A 24,974-nucleotide genomic window follows, 5' to 3' on the forward strand; every position below is an offset into this window, starting at 1 on the left:
TACCTTGCCGGCGGTCTACTGGCGGAGCGTGGTGGCGGGGTCGAGGCGGAGGATGCGCAGTGCCGGAATCACGCTGGCCACTGCGGCAACGACCAGGAGGAACGCGGCGGCGCCGGTGTACGTCAGGGGATCACGTTCCGCCACACCGTAGAGGACAGAGGCCACCAGGCTCGACGCCGGCACGGCGAGCAGCGCGCCGATGACGACGCCAATGGCGACGAGGACGACGCCGCTCTCAGCAACCGACCGGACCAGGCCAGATGGCGAGGCGCCGAGCGCGAGGCGAATGCCGAACTCGCGAGTACGCTCGGTCACCGAATGCGAGATCAGACCGTGCAGGCCGATCGCCGCCAGGAGCAAGGCGACGAGCGCCAGCGCGCCCACGAGCAGCATCAGCATGCTGTGTTCGGCCGTGGCACTGGCGCGCACATCCGACATCTGCCGGATCTGGCCGAGCGGCAGCAATGGGTCCACGCCGGCCATCGCGTCTGTCAGGGCTCTCGCGGCGGTCTCAGGTGAGCTGGCGCGCACCGTCCACACGGGCGGGAACCAGATGTGGGTGCCCACAATCCCCTGGTTGACTTGCGCGGCGGGCAGATAGATCGTGGGCGACGACACGACCGGGCCGGGCACCAGGCCATCCACCTGGAAGCCCGGACGCATCTGGACGTCGCCGGCCACGCCCACCACTTCACGCTGGGCGCCGGCAAATTGAATCATGCGCCCCATGACGTCCCGGTCCTTCGAGTAGAGCCGGCTGAACGCCTCGTTCACGACCAGCACAGGCAATGTGGTTGCAGCGTCAGAGGCGCGGAACTCACGGCCCCGGTTCACCGGGATCTGGAAGGTCCTGAAAAAGTCCGGCGAGACGTACATGACGCTGGCGGTGCGGCCGCGTTCTTCGCCCGGGTACCTGAACCCCATGTTGAGCACCCGTTCGTACGGCAGGCCGAGCGAGACGGCAGCCGCGTCCACGCCCGGCGTCAGCCGCAATCGCTCGAGGGTCTTGTCGAACAGCACGTTGACCTCGATCGGCGACGGATAGCGTGCATCGAGCAGCGACACGGCCGTGGTCGTCAGGCCTTGCGGGTTGAAACCAGGTTTCAGCGACTGGAGGTTCACGAACGTGCGCACGAGCAAGCCCGCGCTGACGAGCAACACGACACCGAGGGCGACCTGCGCGACGATCAGGCCACGACGGGTCCAGTGGCTTGCGCCACCGGCCACCGAGCGGTTGCCGCCTTCAATGAGCGCCGCCTGCACGTCGAGACGCGTCACCTGCCAGGCGGGAACCAGCCCGAAGATCAGGCTGGTCAACAACGACAATCCGGCACACCACACCACGACCGGCCCATCAATCGTGACGCGTTGCCAGTCGAGGAACCGGTCGCCTGAAATCGCCTGAAGGCCGCCGAGTCCGAGCCAGCCAACCAGCAGGCCTGCGGCGCCTCCGGCGAGGGCCAACACCAGGCTCTCGGTCATGAGCTGCCTGATGACCGAAGCGCGACCACTGCCCAGCGCCATGCGCGTCGCCAGTTCCTTCGAACGTGCGCCCCCTCTTGCCAGGAGCAGTGCGGCGAGGTTGACGCACGCGATCACGAGCACGGTGGCCACGGCAGCACTCAGCATCACGATGGGCTCGCGATTGTCGGCCGAAAGTACTTCCTTGAGCGGTTCAAGCCCGGCGGTGACGGTCACGTCCGCCGCGCTGAACTGGACGCGCATCGCTTCGGCGACCGCCGGGCCGACCTGCCTTTCCGCATCAGCAACCGATTGTCCATCCGGCACTCGCACAATCACGGCGTAGTTGGTGCCGCCGCCCTCACCGCTCGTCGTCGGCCGCAGTGGCGTCCACACGTCGGCATCCACTGTGCCCCGGAACCCCTCGGGCATGATGCCGATGACCTGCCAGGGTTCGCCACGAAGCAGGATCGTTTGCCCGAGGATCGAGTTGTTGCCGGCGAAGGCGCTCATCCACAACGCATGACTGAGGATGGCGACCGCCGGTCCGCCCGGCACATCCTCGTCAACCGTGAACTCGCGTCCCACCGCCGGCAGCACACCCAGCACGCGGAAGAATCCCGCGCCCACCCGCTGCTGGTCGGCGAAGCGCGCCTGCTGATTCACCACCAGATTTACGCCCGCCGTCCAGTTGGTGAATACGGCGGCCCCGGCGCCCATCGGACCAGACGCCAGCGCCTTCCAGGTGGCGCCATCAACGGAGTGGCCACTGCCGCTCCCTCGAGGCGACGCAAACTCGGTGCTGACCAGCGCGAGCCGGTCGGCGTCCGGAAATGGCAGGGGCTTGAGCAGCAGCGCGTTCGCCAGACTGAACACGGCGGTGTTGGCGCCGATCACCAGCGCCAGGGTGGAGATGGCGGTGATCGTGAACGCCGGCGTCCGTCGCAGCATCCGGACCGCATACCGGACGTCACGGCTGAATGTCTCGACGAAGGGCAGTCGTTGCATATCGTCCATCTCCTCGCGCCTCGACCGCGCGTTACCCAGCGACAGGTGTGCCTGACGTCTGGCCTCAGCAACAGGAACGCCGCGGGCAACCAGGTCATCAATGTGCATCGCCAGATGCAGGCGCAACTCCTCGTCGCGATCGCGATCGCGACGGGCCCGGCCGAATAGTCGTTTCCAGAACATCACACCGGCCGCATCACGCGCGCCACCGCGCGCGCCAGCGCCTCCCACCGGGTGGCTTCAGTCGCGAGCTGGCGCTTGCCCTTCGCGGTCAGCTTGTAGAATCGCGCGCGGCGGTTGCTGCCCGACGTCCCCCAGTACGACGTGATCCACCCGCGCCCCTCAATGCGCTGCAGCGCCGGGTACAACGACCCCTGCTCCACCTGCAGCACATCGTCGGAGCGCCGGGCAATGGTGGAGGCGATGTCGTAGCCATGTGCCGGGCCGAGCTGCAGCGTCTGCAGCACGAGTAAATCCAGCGTGCCCTGCAGCAGATCGCCCTGTGTTCCCGTCGCCTTGCGTGTCATCCTCCGGCCCTCCACTAGATGTCCTGATGTTGCACCGTTAGAACGACTAGTGGAGGCTTGGACGACGGGACCGCGCCAAAGGTTGGCAGGCCCCCGGGACCCCTGGACTCCCGGACCCCAGGACTCCGAGCCGGACCCTGGACTCTGGACCCTGGACCCTGGACTCCGACCCCTGGACCCTGGACTCTGGACCCGGGACTCTGGACTCCGGACCCGCGTGCGGTAGAGTCTTTTGCTATGACGAAGTGGGGTCCGCGATCTGTCCACATCGCCACCGCGGGACTGGCCCTGGTTTCCGGCCTGGCCGCACTCTCGGCCGCGCCGACCGAGAACTGGCCGGGCTTCCGCGGCCCGGCTGCCAACGGTGTGGCCGAGGCCCCTGGCCTGCCGCTGACCTGGTCGAAGACCGAAAACGTGAAGTGGGCGATCGATGTGCCCGGGCGCGGGTGGTCGTCGCCGGTCATCTGGAATCGCGTCGTGTACCTGACGTCGGCCATCAGCGGCAAACCCTTCAAGCAGCCCTCACCGGGCCTGTATGGCAACGACTACATCGCGGAGCTTCGCGCGAAGGGCGTGCCGGCCGCTGAAGTCAATCGCCTGGTACGAGCCCGCGACAACGAAATTCCGGAGGAGTCGGACGAAATCCGCTACATGGTCTACGCCTACAACGCGCAGACCGGAAAGCTGCTCTGGGAACGAGAGGCCCACAAGGGCTTGCCGTTTGGCGGCCGCCACCGCAAGAACACCTACTCGTCGGAAACGCCGTTTACCGACGGCGAACGGCTGTATGTGTCGTTCGGTCAGAACCTCGGCCTGTTCGTCTATTCGCTCGACGGCACGCTGCTCTGGAAGAAGCAGTGGTCCCCGCAACGCATCTATCTCGATTTCGGCACGGCCTCATCGCCGGTGGTCCATGCAGGCAAGGTCTTCCTGCTGCAGGACAGCGAGCAGGAGTCTTTCCTGACCGCGCTCGATGCAAAGACCGGCGCCGAGTTGTGGCGCACACCCAGGTCATCAAAAGGACTGCTGCATTCGTCCTGGAACACGCCGTACCTCTGGACGCACGCGGGTCGGACCGAGGTGGTGACGACGGGCCACGGATCGGTGCGGTCGTACGACCTCGATGGCAAGGAACTATGGCGCATCACCATTGCCGGCACGACCATGCCGACACCGTCGGCGTTTGCCGCCAATGGACTGCTGTTCGTCGGCACCGGCGCGCAAGGCGGCGACGCCAGCCGTCCGTTTTTTGCCGTCCGGCCCGGTGCGTCGGGCGACATCTCGCTCACCGGTGACGCAACGAGCAACGAGTTCATTGCCTGGTCGCATCCACGCGCGTCGGGCTACACGCCCTCGGCCATCCTGCACAGCGGACGCATGTACCTGCTCCACGACACGGGCATCATGACGGTGCTCGACGCCGAAACCGGCAAGGAACTCTACAAGGCCCGCGTCGGCGGCACCGGCCACACCTTTTCGGCATCGCCCATCGCTCTCGGCGACCGCCTCTTGTTCCTGGATGAAGAAGGCACAACCGTCGTCGTGGAACCGGCCGGCGAATACCGCGAGATCCGCCAGAACGCGCTCGATGAAATGACGCTCGCCTCCCCAGCCGTCGCCGACGGTGCATTGTTCATCCGGACGGAGACAAAGCTCTACCGAATCGCCAAGTAGCCGCAGGACCCTGGACCCTGGACCCGCCTTCGCCAAGGCTACGGCGAGGCAAGCCCTGGACTCAGGACTCTGGACCCCGGACCACCTATAATCTGCCGATGGTCGGCACGTCCGTTCTCCAATACCGCATCATCCGTCAGCTCGGCAGCGGAGGGATGGGCATCGTCTATGAGGCCGAAGACACCAAGCTGAACCGAAAGGTGGCGCTCAAGTTCCTGCCCGAGTCGCTTGTCATGTCGTCGGAGGCCGCAGACCGGTTTGGACGTGAGGCCAAACTGGCCGGGTCTCTCAACCACCCGAACATCTGCACCGTTCATGAAAGCGGCCTGTACGAGGGGCGCCAGTTCTTTGTTATGGAACTGCTGGAGGGCGACTCGCTCAAGACGCTGATTCAGGACAAGCCCTTACCCATCGAGCAGATCCTGGATGTGGGGTGCCAGATCGCAGACGCACTTGAAGTGGCCCACACGAAGGGCATCGTGCACCGCGACATCAAACCCGCGAATATCTTCATCACCACACGCGGACAGGCGAAACTGCTCGACTTCGGCGTGGCCACGGCCGGGCCGGAACATATGGCGGCCGGCGACGATACGCGCGTCGCCGCGGAAGCGCTCACCACGCCAGGCACCGCCATTGGTTCGGTCAACTACATGTCACCCGAACAGGCACGAGGCGAGGTCACGGATGGCCGCACCGATCTGTTCTCCCTGGGCCTGGTCCTGTACGAGATGGCGACGGGGCGCCAGGCCTTCGGCGGCCAGACCACCGCGGTGGTGTTTGACTCGATTCTCAACCGCGACCCTGTCCCGGTGCTTCAGATCAATCCGGCCGTGCCGGCCGACCTTGAACACGTGATCACGCGCGCGCTGGAGAAGGACCGCAAGATGCGGTACCAGACGGCGGCCGACATGCTGTCGGAGCTCTCGCGCCTCCGGCGCGACACCAGTTCAACCAACGTCGCGACCGCTGCCACAGCCGCCGCATCCGTTCCGGCTCCCAAGCCGAAGTCAAAGGCCCTGTTGCTGGGTATTCCGGTCGTCGCCGTGCTCGTCGCGGCGTTTTTCTTCTGGCAGTCGACCCGCACACCAGCCTTCACCGAACGCGACACGATCATCATTGCGGATTTCGACAACACCACCGGAGACGCGGTGTTTGACGATGCGCTGCGGCAGGCGGTGGCGGTGCAGTTGCAGCAAACGCCATTCGTGACGCTGCTGGCCGATCAGAGTGTGCAGCGGACGCTGCGTCTCATGTCGCGCGCGGCCGACGAACCGCTGACCAGCGCCGTGGCGAGGGAAATCTGTCAACGATCCGGTGCGAAGGCCTCGGTGGAAGGATCCATCGCACCGCTCGGCACGAACTACGTCATTACCATCGGCGTGCACAATTGCATGACCGGCGCATCGCTGGCGCAGCAGCAGGTGCAGGCCGCGTCGAAAGAGGATGTCCTCACGCAGGTGGGCGCCGCGATCACGAAGTTGCGTACGGGCCTTGGCGAGTCGCTGGCGTCGATCGAAAAATACGACGTCCCCATTACCGAGGCCACCACCGCGTCGCTCGCCGCCCTCAAGGCCTACGGCATGGCCAGCCGCGCCCGGCAAACCCGGGGCGATGATGCGGCCATTCCTTTCTACGAACAGGCGACTCAGCTCGACCCGAACTTCGCGCTCGCCTGGGCGAAATGGGGCGTGGTCAGTTCAAATCTCGGCCGCGGAGACGATGCGAAGAAGTACACCCAGAAGGCCTACGACCTGCGCGATCGTGTCAGCGAATACGAGCGGCTGTACATCACGTGGAGCCACGCCACGCGCGTGACGCTCAATCCGGCGCAGGCACGCACCACGCTTGAGATGATGACGGCCGCGTATCCGCGTGACTTCACGGCGCGCAACAACCTCGGCGTGGTGCTGTTGGGCCAGGGCCTGTTCGAGGATGCGCTCAGGGAATACACCATCGCGAACGAGATCGCTCCGGATGAACCGCTGCCGATCTCGAACTCCGCCTACGCCCTGCTTTTCTTGGCGCGGTACGACGAGGCGTTCGCGATGATTGACCGCGCCCTGGCAGTGAGGCCGGACCCGGGCTTGGCCATCACGCGGTGGATTGTCGCGCGCGTGCAAGGACACCCGCGTGCGGCGGAATTTGAGAGCACTGCGCGCACGTTGGGCTCGCCAGTCCAGCTGCTCTTTTCGGATTCAAATCTGGCGATTTGGGATGGGCGCGTCAAAGAGTTCTCACGCATCATGGAGCAGCTCCGGGCGCAGATGGGCGGCACATCAGACCCCGGAGCACGTCAGGGCATCGACGCCGCCGAAACCATGACGCTGGCCGTATTGCAGGGGGGCGAATGGCTGCCGCGCCTCAAGGCGTTTGCCAGGCAGAGCCTGCCGCAGGAAGGCGTGGCCCCGATTGCTTCCGCGCTCGCGACCACGGGCGACATGGCCACCGTGCGCACGCTGCTGCCGCAGCTCGACAACGCGGATCTCAATGATCCGCAGCAAGCCCAGCCGGTGCTGGTGACTCGGGCCTTGCTCGCCGGCGCTGACGGCCGCGTGAAGGACGCCGCCGCCATGATTGACGCGTACCTGGCGCGGCGCCCTCGCTCGCTCGAGCTTCACTACTACATGGGGCTGATTCATGAGCGGAATGGTGCGATTGACGACGCCATCGCGAGCTATCGGCTAGCCGCAGACGCGCTGAGGGTGCTCGGCCCAAGCAAAGAGGTCATGGGCGCCAGACTCGCGCTCGGCATCCTGCTCAAACAGAAGGGCGACACCGTCGGCGCCGGCCAGCTCTTCGACTCGCTCGCGAAACAGTGGGCCAACGCGGACGCGGACTTTGGGCCGCTGAAGACGCTGCAGAAGAACAGATAAAAGCCGCGGCCTTGAGACCCAGGCCGCGCTACGAGATGCCAGCACGCTGCCGGCAGCGCTACGAAATGCCAGTCCGCTGAAATACGTGTCCTCGTAGGGCGCGCTGGGTCTCAAGCGCGCCGGACTACGCGGCCTTGAGGCCAGGCCGCGCTACGAAATACCCGCCACGCGTCAGATGAACGTGAGGCTGCTCTTGCGGTAGTCCGCGCCGAGGATGGGGACCGAGTCTGTGCCGAGCCAGTTGTCGAGCACGCGCGCGTAGACCGAACGGAAGTCGGTTTCGTACTTCACGTCGGCGCCGCTGTTTTCGAGCGTGCCATCCACGTTGTTCGGGTTGAGCGATGCCGCAGTGCCATAGAGGCCGCCTTGCACGCCGCCCCCCATCGCCATCATCAGTCCCGCAGCGCCGTGGTCCGTGCCCTGGCTGCCGTTTTCGCTGATGCGGCGGCCGAACTCCGAAAACTGGAGCACGAGCGTGTCGTTGAGCAGGCCCTGGTTGCGCATGTCGTTGTAAAACGCGAGCAGCCCGTCGCCCACGGATCCCATGAGGTTCGCGTAGCCGGCATTGGCCGCATTGGTGTTCTGCGTCGCGTGTGTATCGAACCCACCCAACTGCACCCAGAAAACCTTTGTGCCGATGCCTTTTGCGATGGAGCCCGCCACGGCCTTGAGCGCTTGCGCCAGACCGTTGTTGGCGTAGGCCACCGTGCCGGTATAAGTGCCGACCGTGGCGACGCGGTCGAGCGTGGCCATCGCCGCCTGCGACGTGGCGTTGACAAACGCCACATGCGGACGGTCCACCGGCACATGCGACGCCATCGTCGTCATCGTCGCGCGCGAATACCCGGCTTCGGCGCCGGTGTTGGGACTCAGGAAGGAATAACCGGCCACCGACGGGATGGCGGCGACGCTGACCTCGCGCGATTCGAGCGAGTGTGGCAGTTCGCGCACGGTGCTCCAGGCCACGAGTGGGTCCACGGGGTCAGGCAACGCGTCGAGGTAGCGACCCAGCCAGCCCGTGCCGCTTGAATTGGCGGGATTGGCGGTGGACCAGATGTCGGTGCCCAGAAAATGCGACCGGCTGGAATTGGTGTAGCCCGTGCGCTGGATGAGCGCGAGCTTTCCCTGATTGAAGATCTGGCTCAAGCCCGTCAGACGCGGATGCAGGCCGAGCGCCTTGCCGGATGAGTCAGTGCCAACCTGCAGGACGTTGGCCGCGGGCACGGCGATGGCGGGGCGCCGGCTGTAGTAAAAACTGTCGCCGTAGGGAATCAGGGTGCTGAGCGCGTCGTTGCCGCCGCTCAGATACAACACCACCAGGTTCCGGCGTGACGCGCCCTGCGCCCTCGCGATGTCTGAGAGAAACGCGGGTGCGGCAAAACTGACGGTGAATGCCGTCACGCCGCCTTTGACGAATTGTCGTCGAGTGACCTTCATGGCTGTCCTTCGCGGGTTTTGATGCGAGGTTAGACGAACTGGTACTCGCCCGATCCAGTGAGCAGGTGAAACACGCCGCCGGCCTTGTTGAGCAACTGGGTCTCAGACCCCGTCCATGTGCCACCGGCACGCACATAGTCCACGAGCGGGTTATAGACCTCAGGCGGTACTTCCGGCAGGCTGAGGCGGCTGACGGCGTAGTCGATCAGCGTTTCAGGAGTCTGATTGTAGGGCCGCGACGTATTGCGCAGTTCGAACCGCTGGTTGGTGGCCAACACAGAAGCAAAATTCATCCGCGCGAGCATACCGCCGGTGGAAAACCATGCGGGGCCAATCGCCCACCCATTCACGTCGGGCGGCTCGAACAGCTGTTGTCCCATGTTGAGCATCGGCGTGAGCGTGTCGTTGGCTGAAAACCCGAGGTGGCCCATTTCCTTCAACGCACGAACCACGTACTCGACAGGCCACGAATGGCGCTGGTAGCGATGGCGCGGGTCGCGGAACTGTGTAGAGCGCACAATCTCACGGATGACCTCGCGCATGTCGGTGCCCGACGAGAGATATACCGCGGCGATCGCGCTCACAAATGCCGGGTCCGGCGCTTCAATATCGCTGACAAACCAGTTCCACAGCCGGCCCGCCAGCCGCTTCGCGGTCTCGGGATGCACAGCAAGCGCGGCGATCAGGTCAAGACCATCCTGCATCCCCGACGCCGCAGCCCGCGCCGGGATGGTCTTCGACCCATTCGCATAGATCGGGAATGAGAACGTTTTCGCCGTCACGTCGTGCTGCGCCGCGTTGTAGTTGAAGGCGTAGTACGCCGTCGGCGTATTGCGCGTGCCGCGTTGCGCGATGTTCCACCCGGTGAACACCCGAGCGGCCGCATACACGTCGGCTTCCGTGTAGTTGCTCACGCCAAACGTGAACAACTCCATGAGTTCGCGGCCGAAATTTTCCTGCGGTTTGGCCTTGAGGTTGGTGTTGCCGTCGAGCCAGTAGATCATGGCCGGGTCTTTGGCCACTTCCACCAGCAGCTCGCTGAACTTGCCAAGTCCGCGCTGGCGAAACAGTTCGATTTGCCCGCGCACCTGCGCCGTGTCTTCCGACGGCTTGGCCGCCATCAGGCGCGTGGCCTCAGTGGCGCCCACCGTGCCGGCCAGCTTGCTGTACGCCGTGGCGAAGTGATGATGCCAGAGCAGCGCCATCCGCTCCTGGAGCGGCGCCGGGGAATGCACCATCCGGAATACCCAACGCTGGCGCGCATCGTTGATCACCGTGTTCGGCATGAATCCGTTGCGCGCGGTGATGCCCAGATACCCTGGCGTCCCAATCTTGGCGTCTACGTCGTTCGCGGGGTCGGCGGGGTTGAAATCCACCAGGGCGGCAACGGCCTCCCCGTACGACATCTCTTCGTAGAAGGCGCGCTCGGCCGGCGTGGCACCGAAACCGACCCGCAGCAGCAGGTGGTCCAGTTGGGGCCGGTCGCTGAGTCGTCCGATGGTGTTCATGAAGTTACCCCTCCCGTTTGACCCGAACCCGGCCCCGAAGGTTACAGGGCCCGCATGAATCCCAGCATCTGGTCGTCTTTGGTGGCCTGGCCGGTGAAAAAGCGCGCCGCAGCCCTGGCGGCAAGCCATGCAAATGCCTCGCCATGCCACCCGAAGGCGATGGAAAAGAAGTGAAACGGATAGTTCCGGTGGGGGCCAATCCAGGGCAACCCGTCAGCCGTGCCGACAATAGGCAAATCCCAGCCGTACGCCGGCGGCAGGCCCGAGATATCGGGATACCGCAGCGACAGTTCGTACATCAGCTGGTTCGCGCGTTGCCGCACCGCCGCGTCACGCAAGGGCCCCGACGCTACCTCCGGCCCGGTCAAACCCGCAAACAGCGCCCGATTTCCGTCGAGCCACCGCAGGAACCGGGGAGATTCCGTGCCTTCCGTATAGAGGGCCGCCCGCGAGCCCACCAGCTTGCGCATGGCCGGCGTCAGCGGCTCAGTGACCACCACATATCCGCGCGTCGTCCGGACGTGCCGGTCGAGTTGGTGGAACACCGGACCCGGCGTCCCTGTCGCCACCACCACTCCACGGGTGACGATGGTGCCGCCGTTGAAGGCGACGGTGGCGTCCTTGCGGGTGAACGTGGTCTTTTTCACGCGGGTCTGTTCGAAGATTCGAGCACCCTTCGCTCGGGCGGCTTCGGCCAGTCCGAGGGCAGCGCGAATCGGGTGCAGGACTGCGGCATCGTGCAGGCGCATCGCTCCCTGTGTTTCGGTGGCGAGGGCCTCGATCGAGGCGGCCTGCGTCAACCAGGTGGCGTCGAGCTTTGCGGCCTTGCGTGCCGATACTTCTTTCTTCAGGACGGCCCCGTCGTTGGTGAACGGCGCATTGACCAGGAGCGGCATCGGGCTGAGGTCGCAGCGGATCTTCAACCGCTTCATGGTGGCCGACAGATCGCGCACGCTGCGTTGAAGTTCGGCGAAGGCAATGTGGGCCGCGCGTTTGCCGGCCGTCTTTTCCACTTCGATCAGCGATCCATCTGGCACGGGCAGCACCGCCCCAATCGACCCCTGCGTGGCGCCCGAAGCCAGATGATCCGCCTCGAGCAACACCACGTCGAGCCCGGCCTGGGCCAGTGTATAAGCGGCCGCACACCCGGTGAAGCCGCCGCCAATCACGACCACGTCGGCGGTGAGACGACCCTTTGCCGGCTTGCCCTGCGCGGTTCGTGACTTGGCCGGCGCCGCCTGAGTGGCCCAATATGAGAGTCCGTAGCCTGGCATTACGAGACAGAATAGCCCACATGAAACGCGACTCGTTGGGTTTCTGGATGGTGGCCGCGCTCGTGATGGGCAACATGGTGGGATCCGGCGTGTTCCTGTTGCCGTCATCGCTCGCGGCATTTGGGGGCCTGAGCCTGGTGGGGTGGATGGCATCAGCCGCGGGGGCCACGTGCCTGGCCCTGGTGTTCGCGCGCCTCGCCCGCATCCGGCCCGCTGCCGGGGGACCGTACGCGTATACGAGAATGGCCTTCGGAGACCTTCCGGGGTTCATGGTGGCCTGGGGCTATTGGATTTCTGTCTGGAGCTCCACGGCGGCACTTGCCGTGGCGGGCGTCGGATACCTCGATCCGTTTTTCCCCACCATCGTCCGAACCCCCGTCCTGGCCGCCATCCTGGCCATTGCCATGGTGTGGACATTCACCCTGATCAACATCGCGGGAGTGCGGCGGGCCGGTCAAGTGCAGGTGGTAACCACGGTGCTGAAGTTGATGCCACTTGTGCTCGTGGGGATCGGGGGTCTCTTCTATTTTTCGCCTGCACACTTCCCCGTCACGGCCACCTCGTTTGGCGATGCGGCTGGGCAGGTGACGCAGGTGGCCACGCTTACGCTGTGGGCATTTCTGGGTCTTGAGGCCGCGACGATTCCGGCGGGACACGTCGCAAATCCCGAAACAACCATTCCGCGCGCAACCATTGCCGGTACGCTGATCGCCGCCGCTATCTACATCGTGAGTACGATCGGCGTGATGTCACTGGTGCCGGCTGCAACACTTGCGACGACGACCGCGCCGTTTGCGGATGGGGCGCGCGCGCTGTTTGGCAACACGGCGGCGAGCCTGGTGGCGATTGGCGCCGCCATCTCCTGTTTTGGCGCGCTCAACGGATGGACGCTGGTCGTCGGACAGTTGCCCCTGGCGGTGGCCAAAGACGGGTTGTTTCCGAAAATCTTCGCCCGTGTATCTCCGCAAGGCACACCAGTGGCGGGAATGCTGGTGGCCGGCGTGCTGGCCTCGGTGCTCATTGCGGCGAACCACACCAGGGGCCTGGTCGAACTCTTCACGTTCATCATCCTGCTCTCGACGCTGTCAACCCTTGTGCCCTATGTGTTCTCGGCGCTCGCGACATTTCGCATCAAGGATCCGTCGGTGCCACCAGGCGCCGGCCAACTGCCCGCCAGGATGAAGGCCGTCGCAGGCCTCGCATTCGCGTATGGGTTGTGGGCAATCGGCGGCGCTGGTGCGGAAACGGTGTACTGGGGCTTCTTGCTGTTGCTGGCGGGCCTGCCTGTTTTTGTCTGGGTGACTCGCGACCGTGTCTGACGTCGGCCCCTGGAATCGCATCCTGGTGCGCCACGCGCGCGAGGCGTTTGTTGATGACGCAACGATCGCTGAGCAGTGGCAGGCGCTCAATTTCACTGCGGCGCCAGATTTCGGCAGAGCCGTCGAGCAGTACGAGCGGTTTGTCGAACTGCTTGGCACAGGCGCGCCTGTGCACGAGTGCGCCAGCGCACACGAGTACCACAGCACAACAGCACCGCAGCACTTGAACCTGGATTCGATTTATGTGCGTGATGCGTCGGTCATGTGCGCCCGGGGCGCCATTCTCTGCCGCATGGGAAAGCCCCTGCGCGACCGCGAACCCGCAGCACTTGCCGACACCTATCGCGCACTCGGCATCCCGATCGTCGGCGCCATCGAGCCACCCGGAACACTTGAAGGTGGCGATGTGACGTGGCTGAGCCCGCGACTGGCTGCGGTGGGCCGCAGCTACCGTACCAACGACGAGGGGATTCGGCAGCTTCGGCTCCTGCTCGGCGACTCCGTTGATGAACTCATCGTCGTGCCCCTGCCCCACTATCGGGGCGCCGGCGACGTGTTCCACCTGATGTCGATCATCAGCCCCGTGGACCACGACCTCGCGGTGGTGTATTCACCGCTGATGCCCGTGTCGTTCCGCGAACGCCTCTGTGACCTCGGCTACACACTGGTTGAAGTGCCCGATGAGGAGTTCGATTCCATCGGCGCGAACGTGCTGGCCATTGCACCGCGCAAGTGCGTGATGGCGGAAGGCAACCCCAAAACCAGCGCGGCCCTTGAACGCGCCGGCGCCGAGGTCCTGGTCTACGACGGGTCGGAGATCTCGCTCAAGGGCGGGGGCGGACCTACGTGCCTGACAAGACCTATCCAACTGGGGAACTGGGGAAGTTAGGAACTGCGCGCATTTCGTAGCGCGGCCTGGGTCTCAAGGCCGCGGTGCTCGGCGCGCTTGAGACCCAGCGCGCCCTACGTTCGGAATTTCGTAGCTCGGCCTGTTCCTCAAGGCCGAGGACTGTCTCGGGCTTGAGGAACAGCCCGAGCTACGTACGACGGAACAGCCCGAGCTACGCGCATCGTGCGCATCTTGATGAGCAAAACGGCAGCCACGACCCACAAGAGTCCCACCGTGATCCAGGCGACCGGCGACGTGCTGAGAGCCCAGGGGTTGGTGGCCCCATCCACGGCAGACGGCACGATGTCTTTGGTGTTGTTCACGGCCGCATGGAAGAGCATCACCGGCCAGAGGCTCGGGCCCGTGCGCGCATACAACCACGCCATCGTCACTGACAACGCCGTGACCTGCAGGAAATAGAGAGGGAATGACTGGCCCGTGGTGGTCGTGGCGGCGATGAAGAACAACGGCAGGTGCCACACGGCCCAGATTGCGCCTAGCAGAAGGCTCGCGCGTGGAAGTCCGAGACGTTCGGCCATGCGCGGGAGGGCGTACCCGCGCCATCCAATCTCTTCTCCGGCCTGACCCAGGGAGATCGCCGAGAAGATGGTCCCCGCGAGCAGGAGATACCAGGCATCCTCGCCGAAGCGCGGCCAGGATCCGATGGCGACGCGATAAACCACTGCGGCCGTCAACTTGATGCTCGCCGTAAAGCCCAGAGCAAACACATACCAGCGGACGCCGGAGCGCCATTGAAAGAGGCGCGAGAGCATGGCCGACACTCCCGCTCTTCCCTCAGCGCGAAACGTCAGCCACAGCGCCACGAACGACGGTGAGAATATGCCGAGCAGGAACACCCCGCTGACAACAACCGGTGAGCCCGACGGGCTACGGTCCAGCAGCGTTCCGGCCGCGACCCAGGTCGTCCAGCTGGCGACGAATGTCAGGGCGAAGAACGAGAGCAGCGGACTCAAGGCGCTGGCGGTTAATGTAACGCAGGTGGATTGCGGATAGAAGCGGATAGAATCACCCCCGACCCGATGTCCTTGCCCGCCGGCACACGCCTTGGCCCGTACGAAATCGTCGCCCCGATCGGGGCCGGTGGCATGGGTGAGGTCTATCGGGCGCGTGACACCCGGCTGCAGCGCCAAGTCGCCATCAAGGTCGTCCCCCCTGCCATCGCAGCCGATTCTGTGGCGCTCGCGCGCTTTGAGCGCGAAGCCCAGGCTGTGGCGGCGTTGTCACACCCGAACATCCTCTCTCTGCACGACATCGGCCGCGAGTCGAGTACCGGCGGCGACGTCACGTTCGCCGTCATGGAGTTGCTCGAAGGCAGGACCCTTCGGGAAGTGCTGGTTGAAGGCTCGATCCCTATCCGGAAGGCCGTGGAATACGGCCGGCAGATCGCCGATGGTCTGGCCGCCGCGCATGACCGCGGCATTGTTCACCGCGACCTGAAGCCTGAAAACATCTTTGTAACGGCTGACGGGCGCGTGAAGTTGCTCGACTTCGGCCTTGCGCTGGTTCAGACACCTGCACCGTCATCGGCCGACACCGTGCTGGCGCGGGTGGACACGACGCCGGGCACGATTCTCGGGACGATTGGATACATGGCGCCGGAACAGGTTCGCGGCCAGTCCGTAGACTCGCGCGCCGACATCTTCTCGTTCGGCGCGGTGCTCTACGAGATGATTGGCGGCAAACGCGCGTTCGGCGGCGCAACGCCCGCCGACACGATGAGCGCGATCCTCAACAAAGATCCCGAGGAGTTCGTTCCCTCGACCGGCGGGTCGCAACCGGGGCTCGACCGCATCGTGCGCCGCGCGCTTGAAAAGGAACCGGCCCAGCGCTTTCAATCTGCGCGCGATCTCGGTTTCGCGCTCGAGGCCGTCACCAGTGGAAGCAGTTCAGGCTCTGGAGCGTCGCACACCGTACCGCCGCCTCTGGCCAGGCGACGCGGAGGCCTGGTGCCGATCACCGTCGCACTGGTCGCCGGCGGAGTCCTTGGTGCTGTCGCCTGGGGCACGTTCGCTCCAGCGAACGACGTTGTCAGTGCCGACGTGTCCAGGTTCACGCTGCCGGCCACCGAGTTTCAGGTCGGCCTCGAATGGGTGGCCGTATCGCCAGACGGCCGGACGCTGGCGTGGGGCGGCAACGTCAGTTCCTCGGCATCGCAGAGCCTGGGACTGTGGATTCGGCGCCTGGAAAATACCTCCGCTGAAATCGTGAAGAACGTGGACGATGTGAGGCGCGCCGTCTTCATGCCCGACAACAAGACCCTGCTGGCGCTTGGACAAGGCCAGCTCTTCACGGTCGATATCGACACCGGGCGCAGAGTGGTGCTTTGGACCGCAGCCGAGCCTGAACGATCCGTCCTCCGATCCGTGGCGGTCGCGCCCGATGGCCGCATCGCCGTCGGGGTGGACAACGGGATCGCGATCCTCGAAAACGGTGCGATGCGCATGGTGGTGAAGCCACAGCCGGACCGGCGCGTCGGGTATGCGAGTTGGATGCCCGACGGCCAGCATCTGCTGTTCGGGGCAAGACTGCCGGACAACTCGTCGACGGCGTTCGTCGCGTCAGTGGAGGGCGGCGAACCGCGCCCGATGTCGCTCCCGCAGGACATCACGGCCCCAATGGCCACGCCGGACGGCACGGTCCTGTACGGACAGAATGGCATCCTGTGGGGGCAGCGGATCAACCCCGACACGCTGGTCCCGGATGGACCTCCGGCTCGTCTCGCCAATGACCTCAGCATGGACATCAGCTCAGGATTCATGGGCGTCAGCGTGTCCCGTACCGGCGTGCTTGCGTTGCGGTCGCCTGCAGCTTTGCAGGTGCAGTTCGAATGGGTCGATCGATCCGGGCGATTGGTGCAGAAGGCGGGAACACCGGAGAACTTCGCGAACTTCGACGTCGCAGCGGATGGCCGCATCGCCGCCACGCGGCGTGAGCCGTTCATGAACGGCAACTCCCTGTGGCTCATCGATCCCGTCCGCGACCTCACGGCCCAGCTCGCCCGGTTTGAGGGTTCGTCGTACAGCGACCCCGCATTTTCGTTCGATGGCGCGCGACTCGCCGTGCGCAAAGGCGCCCAGGTGGTCGTGCGCACCATGCAAGGTGCGACGGAAACCGTGCTTCGGAACTGGACCGGATATCCCGACTCGTGGACTCGTGATGGCCGCTTCCTGGCGGTGGGCCGGCCTGTGGCCGCCGATTTCGAATTGTGGGTGCTGTCGCTTGACGACCCCGCGAAGGACGTGGCGCTGGTCAAGGGCGTCTCGCTGGCCGACGAGGCACGGTTCTCTCCCGACGGAAAGTGGGTGGCCTATCACGCCGCGCAAAAAGCGACGCCCGATGTCTTCGTCACGCCGTTTCCGCCGACGGACGAGCGGCTGCAGATCTCCACCGCAGGCGGCGTGCAGCCTCGCTGGAGTCCCGACGGACGCGAGCTGTATTTCCTCGATCTGTCCGGCCAGATGATGTCGGCCGCAATACCGGCGGGCGATCCCCGCCAGGCGAAAGCCGCACAGCCCGTGTTCCGCACCGATCTTTCCGCCTCATCGGCGATGGACCAGTTCGCCGTCTCGGCCGACGGCGGGCGATTCTTGTTGCGTCGGTCGATGAACGCCTCCTCCAACGAGGCGCCCGTGCAAGTGGTGCTCAACTGGCAGGCGCTGCTGCCCACGAAGGACAAATAGACGTCGCTGGCATCCGGCACGCGCCTCCACCGCACCCCGCCACCAGACCGGCCGAACCCCAGTCTGGTGGCGGGCTGCAGATTTGACGAACGTGATCACCTCATCCAGATGTCTTCGAGAATGACGACTGACGTCATCATCGTCTGACCTCCCACGGTGAGGCGCACCGTGTAGGCGCCGGGCGCAAGCATCGCGCCGCCGCCACCGCCCCGACCTCCGCCGGCGACAAACGGCACTCCCGGCCCGATTGCGCCGCGGCCACCGCCACGCGCGGCCGGTTGCTGGCCACCCGCGCCTCCGGAGACGGCCGCCAGGGCCGCAGCCTTCTCGTACGCGGCCTGGCCCGCAGCGATCTCTTCAGGCGTCAGGTTCGACGGCACCGCTCCACGGCCACCCGCTCCCCCACGCCCTCCACCCGCGAACTGGCCGCCACCGGGGCCTGCGGCGTTCTGCGCGGCCATGTTCCATTGCACGCGGTTCATCCCCGCCTTCGCCTGCGTCGTCATGGTCGACACCACGGCGCCCTGGGCGTTGAGCACTTCGAACTTCGCCTCACCCATGTCGGACGGCGCCCAGAAGGTGAACGCCGTGCCGCCCTGCGGGTTTTCACCCCGGAACTGGCGGGCAGTGACACGTCGTGTGGCGAGCAAATCGTTCTTCCACTGCACGGCCGGCCGCGGCTCGAACAACTTCACGGCGCTGCCGGGCGCGGACGCCAGTTGTTCAAGTGGCGTGATGTCGTCCGCAATCCACAACGAACGCCCATGCGTGGCCACGATGAGATCCTTCTCGCGCGGGTGAATCAGAATGTCGTCCACGCGCACGGAGGGCATGCCTGCGGAGAACAACTTCCAGCTCTTTCCCGCGTCCAGCGTCACGAACAGGTTGAACTCCGTCCCCACGAAGAGCAGGTTGGGGTTCACGGGATCCTCGCGCAGCGCGTTGATGTTGCCCTTGACCGGAAGGTCGCCCGTCACGTTCGACCAGGTTCGACCGTAGTCAACGGTCTTGAACAGATAGGGCCTCCAGTCGTCATTGCGATGATTGTCGAGCGCCACATACGCGGTGGCCGGGTCGAAGTGCGAGGGCTCGATGCGCGACACCTGCACGTATCCCTTCGGGGCTCCGGTGATATTGCCGAAGACGTTGGTGAACGTCGCGCCGGCATCCTGGCTCACCTGGAGGTTGCCATCATCGGTGCCGATCCAGATCACGCCTGGTTTCGACGGCGATTCGCGCAACTGCGTGGTGACGGAGTTCTGCTGGTAGCCGTCATGTTTGGACGCCATTGGCGCGTTGCCGGCCACGCCCATGATCGGCGTGCCGAAGCGGTCGAAGTTCTTGGTCAGGTCCGTCGGGTTCATTGTCCACGCGTCACCGCGGTTGCTGGACTTGAAGAAGTACTGGCCCGAAATGTAGACGGTGGCCGGATCGTGCGGCGACATCTCAAATGGCGTGTTCCAGTAAAAGCGGAATTCATCCACCTGTGCCGGCTGGTTGATCACGTTGCCCATGCCCCCGCCGCGGCCGCCACCGCCGCCTGGGGCGGCGGCAGGCGCCGTCCTCGTCGCGCGGGGCGTAATGCTTTTTTGTGTGCCCGCGCGGAAGTCATAGCGCGTCATTGACGCGTTCTGCGACTCGCCGTACGCGATCGTCCAGTCGGTCGGATCCTGGCGCGTGTAGAAGCCGTCGCCGCCGGCAATCGTGAACCAATCGGTGTTCACCGCGCCAAACTGCGAGCGCACCGCGCTCGGCCCGCACCAGGCCTGGTTGTCCTGCAAGCCGCCGCACACCCAATACGGGCGCCGCATATCCGCCGACACCTGATAGAACTGCCCCAGCGCCATGTCGTTGTGGTAGTCCCAGGTGAAGCCGCCGTCGTTGCTGATGTCGATGCCGCCATCGTGGCCGGCCGCCACAATACGCGGGTCCTTTGGATTGATCCAGAACGCGTGATAGTCGCCATGGCCCGTGCCCGAGAGACCGTTCCACGTCTTGCCGCCGTCGAACGACATCTGCGCGGACGCCCCGCCCTGAATCACCTTCTTGTCGTTCACCGGGTCCACGCGAATCTGGCTGTAATAGATCGGGCGGTTGTTCACGTTTGACAAGAACGTCCACGTCTTACCGCCATCGTCAGAGCGCCACACGCCGGACCGGTCGGGCCCGTTGCGCGAACCCGGATCGCCGCAGCACGGCACTCCTGGCTTCGGCGCCTGGCCGTCATCGCCGACGTTCACCTGGATGCCACCCTCAGCACCCACCTCGGCGATCATGTAGAGCGTCGTCGGCCGCCCACGGAATACGGCAATGCCGATGCGGCCGAGGATCCCGTCTTTTGACGCGGGGAACCCGCCGCCCGTGATCCTGGTCCACGTCTCGCCGGCGTCGATGGACTTCCACAGGCCGCTGCCCTGGCCGCCGCCGTTCACGCCCCACCATGTGCGGCGACGCTGGTACGACGCGGCGTAGAGCACCTTCGGATTCGAGAAGTCGATCGCCACATCGATAAAGCCCGTGTCGGCGTCGATGTACTTCGCCTTCTTCCATGTCTTGCCGCCGTCAATGGACTTGTAGAGACCACGGTCTTCGTTCGGCCCGAACAGATGTCCGACCGCTGCCACGTACACAATGTTGGGATCGGTGGGATTCACCACGATGCGGCCGATGGACTGGGTGTCTTCGAGGCCCATGTTCGCCCACGTCTTGCCGCCGTCGGTGGTTTTGTAGACGCCGCCACCGATCGACGAACTCTGCCGGTTGTTCGGCTCGCCGGTACCGACATAGACGACGTTGGGATCGGAGGGGGCGATGGCGATGTCACCGATCGACGTGACCGTCATCTCATCGAACAGCGAGAGCCAGTGATTGCCGCCGTCGGTGGACTTCCACACACCGCCGGTCGCGAACCCGATGTACATGATCATCGGGTCTTTTTCGGCGCCTTCGATGTCATCGATACGGCCCATCATCACGGCCGGGCCGATCGATCGGAACTTGAATCCCTGCAGCATGGGATCGGTCGATGCGTTCACCACGCGGACTGGCGCGGCCGGCGGTGCGGGTTGTTGCGCGGTCAGGGCTCCGCCAACAAGCCCGCATACACCAAGAATCAGGAGTAAGCGGAACGACGATTGCTTCATGAGGGGATCTCCTTAAGAAGAAGTACGAGCAGATAGTAGCGCGATCACGGCGTTGGCGCACCCAGGTGCGCAACACGGCTCGACCCGAACCAGGAGAGGGTCGACGTCAGTCCCGCGAGCTCAGAACTTCCACTCGAAGCCCAGGATGGGGAACAGCCCCTGCTGCTCCTGGAAGCGCACCGTGTTGGTGCGCCGGTTCCAGGTGTAGCCGGAGAAATTTCTGCGGTTCGTGAGGTTCTGCACACCGGCGAACAGCACAAACGGCCGTGCACTCCCGAACGTGCGCTGCACGCGCACGTCGAGCCGGAAGTAGGCGGGAGCGCGCGCATCGTTCACCCGCGTGAGGTCAAACACGCCGCGGCGCACGCTTTGGGACAGCGCTTCGTCAAACGGCGTATACGGCCGCCCGCCCAGCCACGACAGGCGCGTGGACGCCAACCACTTTGGCGACAGGTTCACGCCGCCGGTCACGTTCACCACAAAGGGATAGTCAAACGACCCCGGCCTCAGCACATCGTCCAGCCCTGCCTGCTCTGATTTCGCCACCGACACGTTCGCCTGGCCGTACCAACGGCCACCCGGAGCCTTCTCGATGAAGGCCTCCACGCCCATCGCTCGGCCGCGGCCTTCGCTGGTCATCGGAAAGAGGACCTCGCGCACATTAAACGTGTCGCCGACGTTCGCCAACGACAGCGTCGGGAACTGCGTGGACACGGGATAGTCCGCGTACCGCTTGTAGTAGCCCTCAAGGGTCAGGCGCACCGAATCCGACGGCAAATAAGTGAAGCCCGACACCACGTGTTCCGACTTGATGGGCTTGAGCCGCTCATTCTCCGGGAACGACGCGAGAAAGAGGAAAAACGGCTGCTGGAAATATTGTCCGTAACTCGCGCTCCAGGTCAGGCGGTCGCTCACTTTGAATCCAACGCCGGCGCGCGGGCTGAAACGGGTGTGGCCGATGTACTGGTAGTGATCCACCCGCCCGCCCCAGGTGAGATTGAGGCGCGACGTGATGTCCATGGTGCCCTGCACGTACGCGCCACTCTGATACGCGGTGAAGGATCGGTCCAGCGTGAAGGCATTAACTCCCGGCTCCGCTGAGAACGGGCTGTCGTCACCGAGCGGGGAGCCGGTGTCATAGTTCAGCCGGAAGACCTTGAAGCTGCCGCCGACCTGGATCTTGTTCTTCCGGCCCATCATCGTGGCGTAGGTGGTCAGATCGTACTTGAGCGTCGTTTCGCCCTCGCGTGCGGCTTCGGTGAACACCAGCGGCCCCTGATCGATGATGTCGTCCACTGGAGTGCCGGCGGGCGGCACGCCATCGCGCACGAGGTCTTTCACCTTGGAGGTGACCGACGCTTCGGAATGCGTGACGCTCAGCAGGCCAACACCACGAGTGCCGAACACACGTTGCCAGTTCAGGCCTGTGGCGCTGCGCCAACCCTGATACCTGATGTCGAATTCCGCCAGGCCTTCATCCAGGTCAGTCTCTTCCGTCAGCCCCAGCCGGATGCGATCGACGCCACTGACATTGACCAGCCACAGGCGATCGAGCGGCGTCACGTCATACACGGCTTTCGCGTTGAGTGTGTAGAGCACCGGCACGCCGCCAAAGCCGATGTCCTTGGTGAACAGGTCCAGAAAACTTCTCCGCGCCGAGACAATCCACGACCCCTTGCCCTGGCGAATGGGGCCCTCAAGAATGGCGCCCGCGCCCGCGAACCCAAGCGTGGCGCGACCGCGCACCTTTTCGCGGTCACCCTCCCGCTGCGCGATCTGCAGCACGCTCGACACCCGGTTGATGTACGGCGCGGGGTATCCACCGGTCAGGAACGTCACGTCCTGGATCAGTTCCGTGTCGAGGATGCTGACAGTGCCGCCGGCGGACGCAAAGTTCGCGAACGCGTTAATGTTTGGAATCTCGATGTTGTCCACGATGAAGAGATTCTCAAGGGGACTGCCGCCCCGGACGATGATGTCGTTGCGGAAGTCGTTGGTGCCGATGACCACACCGGGCAGTGTTTGCAGGTAGCGCGAGACATCCTGCAACGCCGCCGCGCTTTCGCGAATCTGGAGCGGACGGATGAGGTAGTTCGACGTCTTGACCTCCTCGGACGTCACAAACGCGGACGCGGTGACCGTCACGGACTGCTGCACCGCTGCAGGCGCAGGCAGCGAAATCTCCACAAGTGCGTCCAGTCCAGCCCGCACCTCGATCGGGTCGGTGACAAACCCGGGTTCTCCCGGCGGCGTCACCTCCAGGCGATAGGCGCCCGAACGCACGTCTGTGAGTCGGAACTTCCCGGCGTCATCCGACAACACGCATCGGATCGAATCCACCAGGCACACCGTGACCGCCAGGCCAGGCTTCTTGTCGTGCGTCATCACGACGCCGGCGATGGCGCCTGTGCCAGTCGTGTCCTGAGCCCACACGTGAACCGGGGAAAACAAAGACACTACGAACAAGGCGATTGAGAAAACAACGTTCCGGGAACCCATTTATCAAGCGTATACCCAGTATGATCGGCGCGGTAACCATGGCCTTCGTCATCGCACTCGCCCTTTTTGCCGTGGCGCTCTACGCGTTATCGCGGCTAAAGCAGAAGGACCTGAACGAAGCCGCTGCGGCGGTCGGACTGTCGCGTGTCGCTCATTCGCCCGGCATCAAAGGGACCACCGCAGAGGGGCGGCCCTGCCGCGACACGGACGTCGCGCGGGGATCGATCGCAGGACTCACGGCCACGCTGATGAACCGCAGCACCCCCAGTGTGCTGGCGCCCAAACGCAAGCGCGTGGCGACGCAGTTCACGATCCTGTCACTGCACCTGCCATCGCCGCCGCCAGCCGCGTTGCGGTTGCAGCCCGTGGGCTGGAGCCGTGGCCTCGAGGCCTTCACGCAATCCCCTCCAGTCGTGGTCCCCACCGGTGATGCCACGTTCGACGCCGTGTGGCATCTCTACACCGATGCACCGACCGCTGCGCTCCTGGTGCTGACGCCGGAGGTGCGCGCGTCGTTGGTCGCGTGGCGAAACGCCTGCGTCCCCAAGGGGCCGGCGTGGACGGAACACGCCAGTTCGGCACTCCTGCTGGGGTCATTCGAAATCACGCCGGACCGCGCCAAGTACGTGCTATTTAGCAGTCCAAGCGGAAAGACCGGCGCCCACGTCGCCAGCACCGTCACCCTGCTCACCACGCTAGCAGGCCGATGACTCCCCAGTTCCCAAGTTCCTAAGTTCCCCAGTTCCTAAGTTCCCCAGTTCCTAAAGCATCGTGCCTACCGCCGAATAGTCCAGGTCCGCGCCGCCTGAGGCGACCAGCGCATCAACCAGAGCCGCCACCAGCGTCGCAGTCGGCATGGCCGCGCCGTTGGCGGCGCCGGCCTCAAGGGCGATGCGCAGGTCCTTCTGATACAGCCGGGTGCGGAAGCCGGGCGCAAACTGGCCGGTCAGAATCCGTTCGCCGTGAACCTCGAGCACACGGCTTGACGCGAACCCGCCAAGCAGCGCCTGGCGGACGCGTGCCCCGTCCACGCCGGCCTTGCGCGCAAGCGCCAGCGCTTCGCTGACACCAGCAAGGGCGCCACCGATCGCGATCTGGTTGCACACCTTGCACAACTGTCCCGGAACCGGGCTCGGCGCCGATGTGGACGATGCGGTCGGCATGGCCGAGGCATTCGAAGATCGGCCGGGCCCGATCGAACGCCGCGGCCGGGCCACCCACCATGATCGACAGTGAGGCGTTGATCGCGCCGATCTCGCCGCCGCTGACCGGTGCGTCGAGCATGGTGCAGCCGGCCTCTTCGACTTTGGCAGCCAACGCCCGCGCAGCCACCGGCGAAATGCTGCTCATGTCGATGACCATCCCGCCCTTCGCCAGGCCACCGATCACGCCATCGGGCCCCGTCAGCACCGCTTCCACGTCTGGCGTGTCAGGCAGCATCGTGATCACCACGTCTGACTGGCGCGCCACTTCCACCGGCGACGCGGCCGCAACGGCGCCGGCGGCCACCAGTGCGTCCACCGGACCACGGCTTCGGCTGTGCACGACCAGTGGATATCCTTTGGCGAGCAGATGTGACGCCATGGGTTTTCCCATGACACCCAATCCGATGAACCCAATCCGCGTTTCAAACTTCCCGCTTGTGTCGTCCGTCATAG

General features: G+C 64.9%; 14 protein-coding genes and 1 pseudogene. 6 read left to right on the forward strand and 9 right to left on the reverse strand.

The features are described from left to right. Nucleotides 1–15: 15 nt before the first annotated feature. Complete coding sequence (locus tag IPL75_22020) at nucleotides 16–2,700, reverse strand: ABC transporter permease (GenBank protein ID MBK9242874.1); 2,685 nt, start codon at nucleotides 2,698–2,700, stop codon at nucleotides 16–18. Continuing rightward, nucleotides 2,652–2,996 carry a PadR family transcriptional regulator gene (locus tag IPL75_22025; protein MBK9242875.1) on the reverse strand — a complete coding sequence of 115 codons (345 nt, stop codon included), beginning with the start codon at nucleotides 2,994–2,996 and terminating at the stop codon, nucleotides 2,652–2,654. Before IPL75_22025 ends, IPL75_22020 begins: the two co-directional genes overlap by 49 nt. Before the next feature lie 237 nt (nucleotides 2,997–3,233). Between IPL75_22025 and IPL75_22030 the strand changes: the two genes are divergently transcribed. Together IPL75_22030 and IPL75_22035 are read left to right on the forward strand one after the other, a co-directional pair. Further along, complete coding sequence (locus IPL75_22030; protein ID MBK9242876.1) at nucleotides 3,234–4,670, forward strand: PQQ-binding-like beta-propeller repeat protein; 1,437 nt, start codon at nucleotides 3,234–3,236, stop codon at nucleotides 4,668–4,670. Nucleotides 4,671–4,768: 98 nt separating this feature from the next. Next, nucleotides 4,769–7,546: a protein kinase gene (locus IPL75_22035; GenBank protein ID MBK9242877.1), complete on the forward strand. Its 2,778-nt coding sequence runs from the start codon at nucleotides 4,769–4,771 to the stop codon at nucleotides 7,544–7,546. Nucleotides 7,547–7,717: 171 nt separating this feature from the next. On the opposite strand, the gene IPL75_22040 is transcribed toward IPL75_22035, so the two are convergent. From IPL75_22040 to IPL75_22050, 3 genes are read right to left on the reverse strand one after another with little or no spacing between them, the layout of a single operon-like run. Further along, complete coding sequence (locus IPL75_22040) at nucleotides 7,718–8,983, reverse strand: DUF1501 domain-containing protein (GenBank protein ID MBK9242878.1); 1,266 nt, start codon at nucleotides 8,981–8,983, stop codon at nucleotides 7,718–7,720. Between the two features lie 29 nt (nucleotides 8,984–9,012). Then, nucleotides 9,013–10,491, reverse strand: a complete 1,479-nt coding sequence (locus tag IPL75_22045; GenBank protein MBK9242879.1) for a DUF1800 domain-containing protein — start codon at nucleotides 10,489–10,491, stop codon at nucleotides 9,013–9,015. 41 nt (nucleotides 10,492–10,532) lie between these two features. Next, on the reverse strand, nucleotides 10,533–11,765 hold the full coding sequence (locus tag IPL75_22050; protein ID MBK9242880.1) for an FAD-binding oxidoreductase: 1,233 nt from the start codon (nucleotides 11,763–11,765) through the stop codon (nucleotides 10,533–10,535). Between the two features lie 20 nt (nucleotides 11,766–11,785). Between IPL75_22050 and IPL75_22055 the strand changes: the two genes are divergently transcribed. Together IPL75_22055 and IPL75_22060 are read left to right on the forward strand one after the other, a co-directional pair. Next, entirely contained in the window at nucleotides 11,786–13,084 is a 1,299-nt protein-coding gene (locus IPL75_22055) for an amino acid permease (protein ID MBK9242881.1), read from the forward strand. Next, complete coding sequence (locus tag IPL75_22060) at nucleotides 13,077–13,973, forward strand: hypothetical protein (GenBank protein MBK9242882.1); 897 nt, start codon at nucleotides 13,077–13,079, stop codon at nucleotides 13,971–13,973. The genes IPL75_22055 and IPL75_22060 overlap by 8 nt, the downstream gene beginning before the upstream one ends. Nucleotides 13,974–14,080: 107 nt before the next feature. On the opposite strand, the gene IPL75_22065 is transcribed toward IPL75_22060, so the two are convergent. After that, nucleotides 14,081–14,947, reverse strand: a complete 867-nt coding sequence (locus tag IPL75_22065; GenBank protein ID MBK9242883.1) for a CPBP family intramembrane metalloprotease — start codon at nucleotides 14,945–14,947, stop codon at nucleotides 14,081–14,083. A gap of 66 nt (nucleotides 14,948–15,013) precedes the next feature. On the opposite strand from IPL75_22065, the gene IPL75_22070 reads away from it, so the two are divergent. Further along, complete coding sequence (locus IPL75_22070) at nucleotides 15,014–17,674, forward strand: protein kinase (GenBank protein ID MBK9242884.1); 2,661 nt, start codon at nucleotides 15,014–15,016, stop codon at nucleotides 17,672–17,674. Between the two features lie 95 nt (nucleotides 17,675–17,769). Here IPL75_22070 and IPL75_22075 read toward each other — a convergent pair whose 3' ends face one another. Next, complete coding sequence (locus tag IPL75_22075) at nucleotides 17,770–20,817, reverse strand: hypothetical protein (GenBank protein ID MBK9242885.1); 3,048 nt, start codon at nucleotides 20,815–20,817, stop codon at nucleotides 17,770–17,772. A gap of 120 nt (nucleotides 20,818–20,937) precedes the next feature. Next, on the reverse strand, nucleotides 20,938–23,274 hold the full coding sequence (locus IPL75_22080) for a TonB-dependent receptor (GenBank protein MBK9242886.1): 2,337 nt from the start codon (nucleotides 23,272–23,274) through the stop codon (nucleotides 20,938–20,940). Nucleotides 23,275–23,354: 80 nt separating this feature from the next. Here IPL75_22080 and IPL75_22085 point away from each other — a divergent pair, with 80 nt between their 5' ends. Continuing rightward, nucleotides 23,355–24,026, forward strand: a complete 672-nt coding sequence (locus tag IPL75_22085) for a hypothetical protein (GenBank protein ID MBK9242887.1) — start codon at nucleotides 23,355–23,357, stop codon at nucleotides 24,024–24,026. A gap of 51 nt (nucleotides 24,027–24,077) precedes the next feature. Here the strand turns inward: IPL75_22085 and IPL75_22090 are convergent. Further along, nucleotides 24,078–24,972: pseudogene (locus IPL75_22090) on the reverse strand (NAD(P)-dependent oxidoreductase). Nucleotides 24,973–24,974 lie beyond the last annotated feature (2 nt).

It is taken from the genome of Acidobacteriota bacterium (assembly GCA_016716905.1).
GTDB lineage: Bacteria > Acidobacteriota > Vicinamibacteria > Vicinamibacterales > SCN-69-37 > SYFT01.